General features: G+C 54.9%; 16 protein-coding genes. 4 read left to right on the plus strand and 12 right to left on the minus strand.

All coding sequences use genetic code 11. The features are described 5' to 3' along the window. Positions 1-59: 59 nt before the first annotated feature. Both nirC and cysG read left to right on the plus strand, forming a co-directional pair. Positions 60-869: a nitrite transporter NirC gene (gene nirC / locus GA0061071_RS22215; RefSeq protein ID WP_088236864.1), complete on the plus strand. Its 810-nt coding sequence runs from the start codon at positions 60-62 to the stop codon at positions 867-869. 17 nt (positions 870-886) lie between these two features. After that, entirely contained in the window at positions 887-2,251 is a 1,365-nt protein-coding gene (gene cysG, locus GA0061071_RS22220) for a siroheme synthase CysG (RefSeq protein WP_088236865.1), read from the plus strand. 48 nt (positions 2,252-2,299) lie between these two features. Here cysG and trpS read toward each other — a convergent pair whose 3' ends face one another. The 12 genes from trpS to GA0061071_RS22285 form a co-directional block, all read right to left on the minus strand. After that, positions 2,300-3,304, minus strand: coding sequence for a tryptophan--tRNA ligase (gene trpS / locus GA0061071_RS22225; RefSeq protein WP_061492882.1), 1,005 nt, complete (start codon positions 3,302-3,304; stop codon positions 2,300-2,302). Beyond that, the gene (gene gph, locus GA0061071_RS22230) at positions 3,297-4,058 is read right to left on the minus strand and encodes a phosphoglycolate phosphatase (RefSeq protein WP_088236866.1); all 762 of its coding nucleotides are present in this window, start codon (positions 4,056-4,058) and stop codon (positions 3,297-3,299) included. Before gph ends, trpS begins: the two co-directional genes overlap by 8 nt. Next, positions 4,051-4,728 (minus strand): ribulose-phosphate 3-epimerase, encoded by a 678-nt coding sequence (gene rpe, locus GA0061071_RS22235; protein WP_088236867.1) that lies wholly within the window; start codon positions 4,726-4,728, stop codon positions 4,051-4,053. The genes gph and rpe overlap by 8 nt, the downstream gene beginning before the upstream one ends. A 55-nt stretch (positions 4,729-4,783) precedes the next feature. After that, entirely contained in the window at positions 4,784-5,605 is an 822-nt protein-coding gene (dam, locus tag GA0061071_RS22240) for an adenine-specific DNA-methyltransferase (RefSeq protein WP_061492879.1), read from the minus strand. A 66-nt stretch (positions 5,606-5,671) separates the two neighbouring features. After that, positions 5,672-6,952 (minus strand): cell division protein DamX, encoded by a 1,281-nt coding sequence (damX, locus tag GA0061071_RS22245; RefSeq protein WP_088236868.1) that lies wholly within the window; start codon positions 6,950-6,952, stop codon positions 5,672-5,674. A gap of 91 nt (positions 6,953-7,043) precedes the next feature. Then, the gene (gene aroB, locus GA0061071_RS22250) at positions 7,044-8,132 is read right to left on the minus strand and encodes a 3-dehydroquinate synthase (protein ID WP_061492877.1); all 1,089 of its coding nucleotides are present in this window, start codon (positions 8,130-8,132) and stop codon (positions 7,044-7,046) included. Between the two features lie 54 nt (positions 8,133-8,186). Continuing rightward, the gene (gene aroK, locus GA0061071_RS22255) at positions 8,187-8,708 is read right to left on the minus strand and encodes a shikimate kinase AroK (RefSeq protein WP_061492876.1); all 522 of its coding nucleotides are present in this window, start codon (positions 8,706-8,708) and stop codon (positions 8,187-8,189) included. 290 nt (positions 8,709-8,998) lie between these two features. Beyond that, complete coding sequence (gene hofQ / locus GA0061071_RS22265) at positions 8,999-10,234, minus strand: DNA uptake porin HofQ (RefSeq protein ID WP_061492875.1); 1,236 nt, start codon at positions 10,232-10,234, stop codon at positions 8,999-9,001. Next, on the minus strand, positions 10,146-10,547 hold the full coding sequence (locus GA0061071_RS22270) for a HofP DNA utilization family protein (protein WP_071889837.1): 402 nt from the start codon (positions 10,545-10,547) through the stop codon (positions 10,146-10,148). The genes hofQ and GA0061071_RS22270 overlap by 89 nt, the downstream gene beginning before the upstream one ends. Further along, positions 10,537-10,998 carry a HofO family protein gene (locus GA0061071_RS22275; protein ID WP_134319032.1) on the minus strand — a complete coding sequence of 154 codons (462 nt, stop codon included), beginning with the start codon at positions 10,996-10,998 and terminating at the stop codon, positions 10,537-10,539. Before GA0061071_RS22275 ends, GA0061071_RS22270 begins: the two co-directional genes overlap by 11 nt. Continuing rightward, positions 10,988-11,521 (minus strand): PilN domain-containing protein, encoded by a 534-nt coding sequence (locus GA0061071_RS22280; RefSeq protein ID WP_088236869.1) that lies wholly within the window; start codon positions 11,519-11,521, stop codon positions 10,988-10,990. The genes GA0061071_RS22275 and GA0061071_RS22280 overlap by 11 nt, the downstream gene beginning before the upstream one ends. Beyond that, positions 11,521-12,306, minus strand: a complete 786-nt coding sequence (locus GA0061071_RS22285) for a type IV pilus biogenesis protein PilM (protein WP_088236870.1) — start codon at positions 12,304-12,306, stop codon at positions 11,521-11,523. The genes GA0061071_RS22280 and GA0061071_RS22285 overlap by 1 nt, the downstream gene beginning before the upstream one ends. A gap of 119 nt (positions 12,307-12,425) precedes the next feature. Here GA0061071_RS22285 and mrcA point away from each other — a divergent pair, with 119 nt between their 5' ends. Further along, positions 12,426-14,978, plus strand: coding sequence for a peptidoglycan glycosyltransferase/peptidoglycan DD-transpeptidase MrcA (mrcA, locus tag GA0061071_RS22290; protein ID WP_167352678.1), 2,553 nt, complete (start codon positions 12,426-12,428; stop codon positions 14,976-14,978). Positions 14,979-15,169: 191 nt separating this feature from the next. Next, positions 15,170-15,372 (plus strand): IS200/IS605 family transposase (tnpA, locus tag GA0061071_RS22295; RefSeq protein WP_139109691.1); only part of this gene is annotated, 203 nt, incomplete at its 3' end.

The following is a 15,372-nucleotide window of genomic DNA, read 5'->3' on the forward strand; positions in this document are numbered from 1 at the left end:
CTCCCGCCGTTACTTTTTGATTTTTAAACTTTTCTTTTTAACTTTGGATAATCAACACGATGTTTACCGACACAATTAATAAGTGCGCGGCTAACGCTGCGCGCATTGCACGCCTCGCTTCACTAAATCCACTGGGTTTTTGGGTGAGTTCCGCGATGGCAGGCGCTTACGTTGGGCTTGCCATTATTTTGATTTTCACACTCGGCAATCTGCTCGATCCCTCGGTCCGCCCGCTGGTAATGGGGGCAACGTTTGGTCTTGCATTAACGCTGGTGATCATCGCTGGCTCTGAACTGTTTACCGGCCACACCATGTTTCTGACGTTGGGCGTTAAAGCAGGCAGCATTAGCCACACTCAGATGTGGACCATTTTGCCGCAAACCTGGCTGGGTAACCTGCTGGGTTCCGTTTTTGTTGCACTGCTGTACAGCTGGGGCGGCGGCGGCCTGCTACCGGTGGATACCTCTATTTTGCACACCGTTGCGCTGGCAAAAACCAACGCGCCCGCCTCGGTGCTGTTCTTTAAAGGCGCGCTGTGCAACTGGCTGGTCTGCCTGGCGATCTGGATGGCGATCCGCACCGAAGGGGCGGCAAAATTTATCGCTATCTGGTGGTGTCTGCTGGCATTTATTGCTTCCGGCTACGAGCACTCCGTTGCCAATATGACCCTGTTTGCGCTCTCCTGGTTTGGTCATCATAGCGATGCATATACCCTCTCTGGCATTGGCCATAACCTGCTGTGGGTAACGCTGGGCAATACTTTCTCCGGCGCCGTATTTATGGGGCTGGGTTACTGGTATGCTACGCCAAAATCAGAGCGCCCATCTGCGGTCAATACCGTGAAAAGCCAGCCAATAGCAGATAACTAATTTATCGGGGTAATGTCGTGGATCACTTACCAATTTTTTGCCAGCTACGCGATCGCCACTGCCTGCTTGTCGGCGGCGGTGATGTTGCCGAACGTAAAGCCCGGCTGTTAATGGACGCGGGTGCACGACTTACCGTCAATGCTCTCTCTTTTGTTCCCCAGTTCACCGTCTGGGCAGAGGAAGGCATGCTGACGTTGGTGGAAGGAGAATTCACCGAAACGCTACTGGATGCGTGCTGGTTGGCCATTGCCGCCACCGACAATGAGGCGGTGAATCAACGCGTCAGCGATGCCGCAGAAGCCCGCCGCATTTTCTGTAACGTGGTGGATGCCCCCATGCAGGCGAGCTTTATTATGCCGTCAATTATCGACCGCTCGCCGCTGATGGTGGCCGTTTCCTCCGGTGGTACGTCGCCGGTGCTGGCACGTTTGCTGCGTGAGAAACTGGAGTCGTTGCTGCCACAACATCTCGGGCAGGTGGCGCGGTTCGCCGGAAAGCTACGCAGCCGGGTGAAGCAACATTTTGCCACCGTTAGCGAACGCCGCCGTTTCTGGGAAAAATTGTTCGTTAACGACAGACTCGCGCAATCGCTGGCTAACCAGGACATGCCAGCCGTCAATAACATCACTGAGCAACTGCTAGCGGAGCCGCTGGATAGCCGTGGCGAAGTGGTACTGGTGGGTGCTGGCCCTGGTGATGCCGGGTTGCTGACCCTGAAAGGTTTGCAGCAAATCCAGCAGGCGGATGTGGTGGTATATGATCGACTGGTCTCCGACGACATTATGAAACTGGTGCGCCGCGATGCCGATCGTGTGTTTGTCGGTAAGCGTGCAGGTTACCACTGCGTACCGCAGGCGGAGATCAACCAGATCCTGCTGCGCGAGGCGCAAAATGGTAAACGCGTCGTGCGACTGAAAGGCGGCGATCCGTTTATCTTCGGGCGCGGCGGTGAAGAGCTGGAAACCCTGTGCCATGCGGGCATTCCTTTCTCGGTTGTACCAGGCATTACGGCAGCCTCGGGGTGTTCCGCCTATTCCGGCATTCCGTTAACCCACCGCGATTATGCGCAAAGCGTCAGGCTGGTTACCGGGCATTTGAAAACCGGGGGAGAGCTGGACTGGGCCAATCTGGCGGCAGAAAAGCAGACACTGGTGTTCTATATGGGCCTCAATCAGGCTGCCACTATTCAGGCACAGCTGATTGCACATGGCATGCAGGAAGATATGCCGGTGGCAGTGGTGGAAAACGGCACCTCGGTACAACAGCGTGTGGTCAACGGACGTTTGTCGCAACTCGGTGAGCTGGCACTGCAGGTAGAAAGCCCGGCGCTGATCATTGTTGGCCGCGTGGTGGCGCTACGCGATAAGCTGAAGTGGTTTTAAAGACAGAAAAAAGGGCAGGTTAAACCTGCCCTTTTATTTCGTCCGCGATTACGGTTTTGCCACAAAACCAATCGCTTCGTAGACTTTTTTCAGCGTTTCAGATGCACGGGCACTGGCTTTCTCCGCTCCGTCTTTCATCACCTGCTGCAAGAAAGCTTCGTCATTGCGATAACGGTGGTAACGCTCCTGCAACTCGGTCAGCATGCCGGATACCGCATCCGCGACTTCACCCTTAAGGTGACCGTACATTTTGCCTTCGAAGTGTTGTTCCAGCTCAGGAATACTCTGGCCCGTCACCGCAGAGAGAATATCCAGCAAGTTAGAGACACCCGCTTTGTTGGCAATGTCGTAACGCACTACCGGCGGCTCATCGGAGTCGGTGACCGCACGTTTGATTTTCTTCACGACTGATTTTGGATCTTCCAGCAGGCCAATAACGTTGTTGCGGTTATCGTCCGACTTGGACATCTTTTTGGTCGGCTCCAGCAGCGACATCACACGCGCGCCAGATTTCGGAATAAACGGCTCCGGTACCTTAAAGATATCGCCATAAATGGCGTTAAAACGCTGTGCAATATCGCGGCTCAGTTCCAGATGCTGTTTCTGATCTTCACCCACTGGCACCTGGTTCGTCTGATACAACAGAATGTCCGCCGCCATCAGTACCGGATAGTCAAACAGACCGGCGTTAATGTTTTCTGCATAGCGTGCAGATTTATCTTTGAACTGAGTCATACGGCTCAGTTCGCCGAAATAGGTGTAGCAGTTCAGCGCCCAGCCCAACTGGGCATGCTCAGGAACGTGGGACTGAACGAAAATGGTGCTCTTCTGCGGATCGATACCACAGGCCAGGTAGAGTGCGAGAGTATCCAGCGTGGCCTTGCGCAGCGCCTGCGGATCCTGGCGCACGGTGATGGCATGCTGGTCAACGATGCAGTAGATACAGTGATAGTCATCCTGCATGTTCACCCACTGACGCAGCGCACCCATATAGTTGCCAATGGTTAATTCACCGGAGGGCTGTGCGCCGCTAAAAACGATGGGCTTAGTCATTTTTCGTTTCCTGATTTTCACTGTGCGGGAGCCCGAGTGCGGGCAGTAAATCTTTTAAGCTTTCAAACACGAAGTCTGGTTTGCTTAAGGTGATGTCTTCGCCGTAGTTGTAACCGTAAGTCAGCCCTACAGAGGTGCTGCCTGCCGCCTGAGCGGCGAGAATGTCATTACGCGAGTCGCCGACGAAAAGCAACTCATGAGTCTGAATATTGAGCTTTTTACATACCAGAAGCAACGGTTCCGGATGCGGCTTTTTGTTCACGACGTCGTCGCCACCCACCACAAAGGTGAAGTACTGTGCAATACCGAGTGCTTCCAGTAACGGTGCGACAAACGGCGTCGGCTTGTTGGTAACCAGCGCCAGAGGCAAACCTTTAGCCTGTAACGCCTCCAGCGTATCTGCGACATCCGGGAACAGAAAACTGCCCTCTTCCACCGTCTCTTCGTAGTAACGGTTAAACAGTTTTCGCAGCATACGAACCTGTTCTTCCTGCGGCACATCGCCGGTATCAACATCCGGTTTACCTTGTGCAGCGCGCTGGATAGCACGCTCCTGGCGTGACCAGTTAAACGCGCGCTCCATCAGTACATCGGCGCCGTTACCAATCCAGGTCACCACGCGTGCCTCTCCGGCCTGCGGCAACTCCAGCGCGTATAATGCGCTGTCTACGGCGGCGGTCAGACCCGGTGCGCTGTCTACCAGCGTGCCATCCAAATCAAAAGCAATACCCCGAATTGACTGCATTTTACTCATGACTTACCTTTGCCAGTTCGCTACGCATTTCATCAATAACTTTTTTGTAATCCGGTTGGTCGAAAATCGCCGACCCCGCGACGAACATGTCCGCCCCCGCGGCGGCAATTTCGCCAATATTGTTCACCTTCACACCGCCGTCGACTTCCAGACGAATATCAAATCCGGACGCGTCAATGCGACGGCGGACTTCACGCAATTTGTCCAGCGTGTGCGGAATAAAAGACTGACCGCCAAAGCCCGGGTTAACGGACATCAGCAAAATCACATCCAGCTTATCCATCACATAATCAAGGTAGCTCAGCGGCGTGGCCGGGTTAAACACCAGCCCGGCTTTACAGCCATGTTCTTTAATAAGCTGCAACGTGCGGTCAACGTGCTCAGACGCTTCAGGATGAAAGGTAATAATGCTTGCGCCAGCGGCGGCAAAGTCAGGAACCAGACGATCGACCGGTTTCACCATCAAATGCACGTCAATTGGCGCGGTTATGCCATAGTTGCGCAGCGCTTTCAGCACCATCGGACCAATCGTCAGGTTCGGGACGTAGTGATTATCCATCACGTCGAAATGAACGACATCCGCCCCGGCAGACAGTGCATTGGCGGTGTCTTCACCCAGACGGGCAAAATCAGCCGACAGAATCGAAGGGGCAATTAAATACTGTTTCATCCGCATCTCCTTGAAAATTGATAAGTCGGCAGGCTGGCGGCGCGGTGAAAGCAGGTTACCGGGTTGCCGGTCGGTAAAGCGCCAGCAATTCATCCACCTTTTTACGCGTGCCGCCGTTACTGCTAATACTGCGTCGCACTTTCACCACATGCAATTTTGCCTGACGGTACCACTCGCGCGTGAGCGCTGTATCGTGGTTGGAAATTAATACCGGGATCCGGTTCTGCACCAGGCTTTCGGCAATCGCCGCCAGATGCGCCTGCTGCTCCAGATTGAAACTGTTTGTGTGATACGCCGTAAAATTAGCGGTAGCGGAGAGCGGCGCATAGGGAGGATCGCAATACACTACGGAGTTCTCGTCGGCGCGCGCCATGCTGTCGGCGTAAGATTCGCAGTAAAAGAAGGCATTCTGCGCTTTTTCTGCAAAGTGATACAACTCTGCTTCCGGGAAATAGGGTTTTTTATAACGTCCGAACGGCACGTTAAATTCGCCACGCAGGTTATAACGGCAAAGACCATTGTAGCCATGACGGTTGAGATACAAAAACAGCACTGCTCGTCGGAACGCATCCTGGCAGGCATTAAACTCATCGCGCAGCGGATAGTAAACCACAGACTGATTGGTTTCTGGCGTGAACAGTTCCCGCGCATGATGCACATACTCATCAGCACGGTCTTTAACAATGTTGTAGAGGCTAATCAAATCGCTGTTGATATCAGCGAGGATATAGCGAGAGAACGACGTGTTGAGGAACACCGACCCCGCGCCGACGAACGGCTCGATAAGGCATTCGCCTTGTGGCAGATGCCTTTCGATATCGTCCAGCAGGGGGTACTTCCCCCCCGCCCATTTCAAAAAAGCGCGATTTTTTTTCATGCTGACTGATTGCTTATACTCTCTCCGGCTGTGGAGAAAGCTCCGACAGCATCTGCGCTTTAAACATTACTTCAGATCGGCCTGAACCTGATGCAGTGGTTTCGCCCATGGGTTCTTCGCCTGGACATCTGCTGGCAGTGCAGCAACCGCGCGTTTTGCATCATCTTTTGAGGCATACACACCGCTCACCAGCACATACCACGGCTGACCATTACGCGTGGTCTGATAAACAACGAAGTTTTTCAGATTTTCTTTCTTCGCCCACGCATTCAGGTTGGTGGAGTTCGAAGAACTGCTCAACTGCAACGTATAGTGGCTACCTGGCGCTGCTTTCAGTGCAGCGACATTACCGGTCGATGCTGCACCGCTTGCGGCTGGCGCAGCGCTCGCCGCTGGCGCTGTAACAACCGGCGCAGCAGCCGTCGCTGCCGGTTTCGGCTGAACTGGCGTTGCTGACGGCGCTTTCACCGGCGCAGTTGTCACGGTTTCAGTGCGTTTCGGCGGCTGAGCAACCGGTTTTGATTCTGCCGTTACCGCCGGAGCTTTCGCCTGCGGTTTCGGCTCAATTACCATTTGCTTGCGCTCAGGACGCGAGGCAGCCGTATGGTTTTCTGCCGTTGACTGTTGGCGGGCAGCGGCATTGCCATTACGCACCGGCGCAACCGTTGCCGGTTCGGTTGGCAGCGTGGAGTTTACGGCGCTGTCAATCTGCGACAGATTTTGCGGCTGCGACAGCGCGCTGTTCAGATCGCCCTGCACTTCGACACGCTGCTGACCTTCAGGGGCAGTTGACGTCTGGCCTTGCGACGGGGTTGATGAGATTGGCGGCAAAGAGACATCCTGCGATGGGTTACCCGCAGTCTGCGGTGCAGAAGCAGCACCTGGCGCTGGCTGAGCACCGTTAGTCTGCTCGGCAGCGCCTGGCGCACTCGCATTGCCATTATTTGCCGAGAGATCGATATTCTTCTCTGTCGGGGCTTGTTCGGTCGTGGAGGGCGCTGGAGACTTCAGCGCAGAGCCGATGCCGATAATCAGCAGCAACAGCACCAGAATACCCACACCCATCATCATGTACTGACGGGAGGCAGGCCTTGCAGCAGCGGCCGTTTTACGCTTACGTGGACGACGTTCTTCACGCTCCTCGTCCAGAGCGCCTTCATCCTCGTCATAACCCTCTTCTTCACGTGCCCGGCGGGTACGGGAAGGACGACGATCATCGGTATCAAGATCAACATCATCAAAGTTAATCTGCGGCTCATCGACGCGATCGGAAGATTGACGAGAACGACCAGCACGACGATCGCTGGGATCGGGTTTCAGCTCGTCTTCTGGTTTGAATTCATCCATTTAACACCCCACTCAAAGGCGCATGCTACGACCTGCATAGCGCCCGAAGTTAAACGTCACGGCTTACCCGTGACCAGACCTTTCTAATTAGTTACGCTTGCTGGCAATCAGCAATAGCGGCCAGAACTACGTCGTGCGGCACTCCGCCGCGCACTTCACTCTTCCCTATGGCCAACGGGAGCACCAGGCGCATCTCCCCCGCCAACACTTTTTTATCGCGCATCATATGCGGCAAGTAGGCCTGTGCAGACATGTCACGAGGACCGTGCACCGGCAATCCTGCGCGTTCAAGCAGGGCGATAATACGCTGTGTATCGGCCTTGCTGAACTGCCCCAGGCGCTCTGATGTACGTGCCGCCATCACCATGCCAGCCGCAACGGCTTCGCCATGCAACCAGTTGCCGTAGCCCATTTCCGCTTCGATGGCATGACCGAAGGTATGACCGAGATTTAGCAAAGCACGTAGGCCCGTTTCACGCTCATCGGCAGCCACGACTTCTGCTTTCAGTTCACAACAGCGACGAATACAGTACGCCATCGCCTGGCCATCAAGACGCAATAACGCGTCCATATTCTCTTCAAGCCATTCAAAGAACGCGCCATCAAGAATAATGCCGTATTTGATCACTTCTGCGAGACCGGAGGACAATTCGCGGGCAGGAAGGGTATCCAGACAATCGAGATCCACCACCACACATGCAGGTTGATAGAACGCACCGATCATGTTTTTACCGAGGGGATGGTTCACCGCCGTTTTACCGCCAACGGAGGAGTCAACCTGGGAGAGGAGCGTGGTCGGAACCTGAATAAAACGCACGCCCCGCTGGTAGCTTGCCGCCGCGAAGCCGGTTAAATCACCAATCACCCCGCCGCCAAGCGCGATCAGCGTGGTGTCGCGCCCATGAGGTTTTTGCAACAGTGCGGTGAAGACCGTATCCATTACTGCCAGACTTTTGTATTGCTCGCCGTCCGGCAAAATAACACTGTCGACCTTCACCCCAGCCTGCTCAAGCACACGGCGAACGTTATCAAGATAGAGCGGAGCCAGTGTTTCGTTGGTGACCAGCATAACCTGATCACCAGACTTCAGCGGCGCGAAGGAAGCTGGATCGTTAAACAAACCAGCCGCAATGGTGATAGGGTAACTACGTTCCCCGAGAGTGACGGTAATCCTCTCCATGACGCGACATCCACCTTAGTTGCTTAAACCCGCAGGCCTTGTATTAAGCCAGAATTAGTTGCCTTCCAGCATATGAATAATCTGGTTTGCGACCACTTTAGCGCTCTGATCGTCGGTACGAATGGTCACGTCCGCAATCTCTTCGTACAGCGGATTACGTTCGTTGGCCAGCGCTTCCAGCACTTCGCGCGGCGGTGCGTCCACTTGCAGAAGTGGGCGTTTTTTGTCACGTTGCGTGCGAGCCAATTGCTTTTCGATAGTGGTTTCCAGATAGACCACTACGCCACGGGCGGAGAGACGATTACGGGTTTCGCGAGATTTCACAGAACCGCCGCCGGTTGCCAGTACAATGCCCTGTTTTTCCGTCAGCTCATTGATGATTTTTTCTTCGCGATCGCGGAAACCTTCTTCACCTTCAACGTCGAAGACCCAGCCCACATCAGCTCCGGTGCGTTTCTCAATCTCTTGATCAGAATCGTAAAATTCCATATTGAGTTGTTGAGCTAACTGGCGCCCAATAGTGCTTTTGCCGGCACCCATAGGCCCAACCAGAAAGATATTGCGTTTCTCTGCCATTTTTTTGGTACTACTAAGACTATTCGTTGATGATAAACCCGCTGCGCAGACACCTGGCGTAGCAGGACATGAACTGAAACCTCATATGCGATAGTGCGAGAGTCAGATCGAAAATTATCTCAGTACTCCGGCTTGTTTGGCAACACATTAAATTACCAGTCGGGCGCGGATACCTGTTCAGGCGCGACGGAGACCACTGACGCTCAAATCGGTACTCCTTGTAAGCTAAATCATCCCTCACGTCAAACACCTGAACTAAGTTCCGTAGAAAAAGGGGGGTAACGGTGGGATTAATGTACCGATGCCAGTCGCGGTGTAATAAACACCACCAACTCGCGTCGTTCATTATCCTTTGCATCGTGGCGAAACAACCGCCCGAACCCTGGGATGGTGCCGACTCCGGGAATCCGGCTTTCGCCAGCGGTCTGCTTTTGCGAGAAAATGCCGCCCAGCGCCAGCGTATCACCGCTTTTCACCTCTACCTGCGTTTCAATTTCCTGTTTATCAATCGCCATCGTTTCACCACCGGCCTGTTGCAGGATCTGGCCTGGCATATTCTGACTAATGCGCAGCTTTAAGCGCACACGCTTATCAGGCAATACCGTGGGCGTGACGTCCATACCCAGCACCGCCTCCTTAAATTCCACTGACGTCCGTCCGCTTTCGCCGCTGGAGACCTGATAAGGGATTTCACTACCTTGCTTAATGCTGGCGGGCTGGCGATGTGATGCCAGAAGCCTTGGACTGGCAATGATCTCCAGTTGCTGCTTTTGTTCAAGCGCGGACAGTTCAAGCTCCAGCAAACGGGCGTTAATACTGCCAATATTAAATCCCACCCGGGTCGAAGCCGCCGGTACAGACAAATCGGCAGACAGCGCGCCAACCTGCCCACGTGCCGTCGATTCCGCCTGTGCTAACCCCCACTTCACCCCCAGCTCGCGCAGGCTTTTTTCATTAATGGTGACGATATGCGCCGCCAGTTCAACCTGCTCAACCGGCAAGTCCATTTGCGTCACCCATTTTTCCAGCGCCGCCACCCCTTCTTTATTATCACGCACCAATAAACGGTTAAGGCGCGTATCCACTGTGATTGTCCCTTGCGGGCTCAGCATCGCTCCCCCGGCCTTTGCCAGCTCTCCGGCATCAGCATAGCGCAACACCACGCTGCGGCTCAGGACAGGGGCATTCTGTTTACGCTTTGCCTGCGCTGCCTCCCGTTCCGCCTGCTGTTGCTGTTGCCGCGCCGCTGTGTGCGCCAGCCAAATATTCCCTTGTTGGCTCAACGTGAGTCCAGCACTGGCGGCGACAGTTTGCAGCGCCTGCCGCCAGGGAACATCCACCAGATGCAATGACAACGTGCCGTTAACGTCCGGTGGGATCACCAAATTTTGATTTTCCAGTGCGACCAGCGCCTGCAGCACTTGCGCGACGGGCGCGTCATCCACCGTCAGCGTCACCGGATTCGGTGTTTGTGCGCAGACGATCGGCAAACTGAAGCACGCGGCGCTGACTATCCATTTTTTCATCCTGATCTCCTTCTCGTTTCCAGCGCCATTCTGCTGGCACACAGTGTTCTCCCAAGGCTATTCGTATGCCATGTTCGTCGACAGCAATAACACGCCAGCCGGTTGGCAGCCTGTCTCCCTCGACGACCCGGCGCCATCGCCCGCCGTCATCACGTAAAATGCCGATGCTTTCCTCCCCCGCTACCACCCCATGAACACGCCAGCTTGCAAGCTGCCCCGCAAGGCAGGTATCCCGAGGAGGCTGAAAGGGATCGCGCATTCCGCTAAGCAGCAAACAAAGCCCTCCGGCGCAGAGCAGGCGTTTAGCGGTCATGATCATGCTCCAGCCCCAATGTAAAGCGCAGCCCATTTCCCTCAGTCACCAGCGAGAAAGACGGAACCCGCATGTCGCGCTGCGCCAACATCAGGAACGTCCCGGTAACCCGCGACCACTGTGTTTGCAGCACCATTTCCCCACCATTTTGCGCAGGCTGCCAACGGACCAACTGTTGTTCGTGGGTATGAAAATCCAGCGGAGTAAACGGAGACGATGCGACCTCGGTAGCGCTTTGCTGCGGAGGCGTGATATCGCGTACTTTACGCCACTGCGCACGCAGCGCACTTTCATGCGTCTCCTGCTGAATGAGCAGTTGCACTTGCCTGTCTTTTAAAGGGGAAACCGCCAGCCACCACGCCAGCATTAGCCCGCAACAGGCCCCAGTAAGCCAGCAAGCAAAGCGCAAGCGTGGCGTCAAATCAAACCAAAAATCAGCGTTAAGGGGCACGAAGAGGCTCCTTACTCAATTGGTAATGAAATTGCCATCGCCCTTGTGCATCGCGCACCATTGTCCCCGAGGGCTGTAGATGGAACCCCGGGATAGCCCGCAGCATCGTTTCAAGGTCGTTTAATGCGGCAAATACTCTCGCCAGACCCGACAGTTCCAAACGCCCCTGCTGCCAGCGAAGCTGCGTCAACCAGGCTTCCTGCGGCAGATTTTCCGCCAGCGCAGAGAGCATTGGCTGCCAGTCCCGGGTCTGCTGTCTCCGCTGCGCCCGTGCTTGCGCCTGCTGCCATCGTTGTTGCCTGAGCAGCAGCGGCTTCTCTCCGGCGACCAGCGCCGCCAGGACGTTTTCGTCCGATTGTCGCCAGATTGACGCCTGTCGAAGATCGGCAGCAACACTCACGCGCCAGACTATACTGCCAGCGACCAACAGGAATACCGTGCTTGTGAAGGTTACCGCCCATAGCCGCGCAATGCGCTGCCGCCTGCGCCGTCGCCAGGGTAAAAAGTTGACCAATTGCGACATCAGCACCTCCCGGCAAGCGCCAGCCCGAGCGCAACGGCATAGCTGGCCCCGGCTTTGGGCAGCGGAGGCTGGCGCCACGGAATAACTGACCAACAATCGAATTCGCCTTCCGCCTCGCCGCAAAGCGCGATTTCGCCAGTGGTCAGCCCAAGCAGCGTGGCCAATTGCGCGACACTGTCAGCCTCTTCCAGACCCCGTCGCCCCCAGCTCTCTTTTGTGGCCCACAGCCATTGTCGTTCATCACGCCAGGCGAGGCAGCGAACGGGAGGAGTAAGCCAGGGTAAAAGCGGTTGTAGCGCGGCCGCATCGGGCGTAATAAAGGAAAGATTCAACGAGAGCGACTGCCCCAGGCTCAGTAATGCCGCGACGTCTTTATTTTGCGCGGCGGTCACGCCATAGACATTTCCGGGTTCGTCTTCAGTGAAGTCGAAGCAGAGATCGCTTTCCACCATTTCCAGTTCCCGCGCAACGGAATGCGAAACCCAGCCGGACAATTCCCGTTCGCGCAGTGAGATAGCCAGTCGCGGCAACTTTCTTTGCAACGTTTGCCCGGCTGGAAATGCCATACGTACGCAGTGCCGCTGCGGAAGCGCGTGACGCCAGGGGCGCAGTACAGTCAAAAGCTGTTCGGGGGATTTAATGCGCCCTTGCACAATCACGCCGTGAGGCAGCGGTAAATGCCACCAACGGCGTAGCGTCTGCCCGCGCCGGCCAGCGGCGATGGCGACGCTGAAGATGCCATCTTGTTGAATATGCAGACCAATCTTCCATTGCCTGAATGCCATAAATTACGATCTCCTTATCGTCTCTCTGGATGACGCTATATCAATGCATCAGGCTTGCCTTTATACTACCGCGCGGTTGTTTATAAACTGCCCAAATGACACTAAATGGGAAATCTCCAGTGAAGTTCGTAAAGTATTTATTCATCCTTGCAGTATGTTGCATTCTGCTGGGAGCAGGCTCGATCTACGGTCTGTACAAATATATTGAGCCACAGCTACCTGACGTTGCGACGCTCAGAGATGTGCGGCTACAGATTCCAATGCAGGTGTACAGCGCCGATGGCGAATTGATCGCGCAGTACGGCGAAAAGCGCCGTATCCCGTTATCCCTCAGTCAGATGCCACCGGAACTGGTGAAGGCATTTATCGCGACAGAAGACAGCCGTTTTTATGAGCACCACGGTGTCGATCCGGTCGGGATTTTCCGCGCCGCCAGCGTGGCGTTGTTTTCCGGCCATGCGTCACAGGGGGCGAGTACCATCACGCAGCAGTTGGCGCGTAACTTCTTCCTGAGCCCGGAACGCACGCTGATGCGTAAAATTAAAGAAGTGTTCCTGGCCATCCGTATTGAGCAACTGTTGAATAAAGATGAGATCCTTGAGCTCTATCTCAATAAGATCTACCTCGGTTACCGCGCCTATGGCGTGGGCGCAGCGGCACAGGTCTATTTCGGTAAATCTGTCGATCAGCTGACGTTGAGTGAAATGGCGGTGATAGCCGGTTTGCCTAAAGCACCGTCGACGTTTAACCCGCTCTATTCGCTTGATCGTGCAACAGCCCGCCGCAACGTGGTGCTGGCGCGTATGCAGAGCGAAGGCTATATCACCCAGGAAGAGTACGATCAGGCGCGCGGCGAGGCCATTGATGCCAATTACCACGCGCCGGAAATCGCCTTCTCCGCGCCCTACCTTTCCGAAATGGTACGCCAGGACCTGGTGGCGCAGTACGGCGATAAAGCCTACGAAGATGGCTATCGCGTTTACACCACCATCACCCGTAAAGTGCAGCAGGGTGCGCAGGATGCAGTGCGCAATAACGTGATGGATTACGATATGCGCCACGGCTATCGCGGCCCCTCCAATGTATTGTGGAAAGTGGGTGAAGCAGCATGGAACAGCAAAAAAATCACCGACTCGCTGAAAACGCTGCCGACATACGGACCACTTTTTCCGGCTGTTGTCACCAGCGCGAATCCGCAAGAAGCCACCGCGATGCTGGCAGATGGCACCTCCGTGTCGCTGCATATGGAAGGTGTGCGCTGGGCGCGCCCGTACCGTTCAGATACCCAGCAGGGTGCAACCCCGCGTAAAGTGACCGATGCGGTACAGGCCGGTCAGCAGATTTGGGTGCGTCAGGTAGATAACGCCTGGTGGCTGGCGCAGGTGCCGGATGTGAACTCGGCGCTGGTTTCCCTTAACCCGCATAACGGCGCAGTGCTGGCGTTAGTGGGGGGATTTGACTTTAACCAAAGCAAATTCAACCGTGCGACCCAGGCACTGCGTCAGGTAGGGTCGAACATCAAACCGTTCCTTTACACGGCAGCGATGGATAAAGGCCTGACGCTGGCAAGCATCCTCAATGACGTCCCGATTTCCCGTTGGGATGCCGGCGCAGGTTCCGACTGGCGTCCCAAAAACTCACCTGACGAATATGCCGGACCAATCCGTTTGCGTCAGGGTTTGGGGCAATCGAAAAACGTGGTGATGGTTCGTGCCATGCGCGCAATGGGCGTCGATTATGCAGCAGAGTACCTGCAGCGATTCGGTTTCCCTGCGCAAAATATTGTGCATACAGAATCACTGGCGCTCGGTTCGGCTTCGTTCACGCCGATGCAGGTTGCCAGAGGATATTCCGTGATGGCCAACGGCGGCTTCCTGATTGATCCTTATTACATTGCCAAAATCGAAAACGATCAGGGTAATGTGCTGTTTGAAGCGCACCCGAAAGTGGCCTGCGCAAATTGCGATATCCCGGTGATTTACGGTGAAACGCCGAAGTCAAACGTGCTGGAAAATAAGGACATGGAAAATGTAGCTATCTCGCAGGAGCAGCAGAATACTTCCGTGCCCATGCCGCAATTGGAACAGGCGAATCAGGCTCTGGTGCAGAGAAGCGGCGGCGAAGAGTATGCGCCGCATGTGATCAGCACTCCGCTGTCGTTTTTGATTAAGAGCGCATTGAACAGCAACATCTTCGGCGAACCCGGCTGGCAGGGTACCGGCTGGCGAGCGGGTCGCGATCTCAAACGTACTGACATCGGCGGAAAGACCGGCACCACCAACAGCTCAAAAGATGCCTGGTTCTCCGGTTACGGTCCTGGTGTGGTTACCTCTGTGTGGATCGGTTTTGACGATCATCGTCGCGATCTGGGGCGTACCACCGCTTCCGGGGCGATCAAAGATCAAATTTCCGGCTATGAAGGCGGTGCGAAAAGCGCCCAGCCAGCCTGGGATGCCTATATGAAAACGGTACTGGATGGCGTTGCGGAAGATCCGTTAACGCCACCGCCTGGCATTGTGACGGTGAACATTGATCGCAGTACCGGGCAGTTGTCGAACGGGGGCAGTAGCCGTCAGGAATATTTCATTGAAGGTACGCAGCCCACGCAGCAAGCTGTACATGAAGTGGGCACGACAATCATCGATAACGGCGAGACCCACGAACTGTTCTGATCCCTCACCACTTCCCTGAGGAGTGGTGTAAAAATGGCAACAAAAAAGGGCGCAAAAGCGCCCTTTTTAATTGTCACCCCTAAACCACCTCCTGGGGAGGTGGTGATTGATCCTGTAAGGCTATAGCCTGAAGAATGCCCATGCCGGAATATCTCTGCTTACTCACCACAAGTAAAAGGAGACAAACCGACATGGGGCTTTACAGGAGTTCATCACATGTATATTGGCGTTGTAAATACCACATAGTCTGGACGCCTAAGTACCGTTTCAGAATCCTGAAAGATAAGTTGGGCAAGGAACTTTACAGGACAATCTACATTCTCTGCGGAATAAAGGATTGTGAGGTTCTGGAGCTAAATGTTCAGCCAGATCATGTACATCTGGTCGTAATAGT

The organism is Kosakonia oryzendophytica (assembly GCF_900094925.1).
Classification (GTDB): Bacteria; Pseudomonadota; Gammaproteobacteria; order Enterobacterales; family Enterobacteriaceae; genus Kosakonia; species Kosakonia oryzendophytica.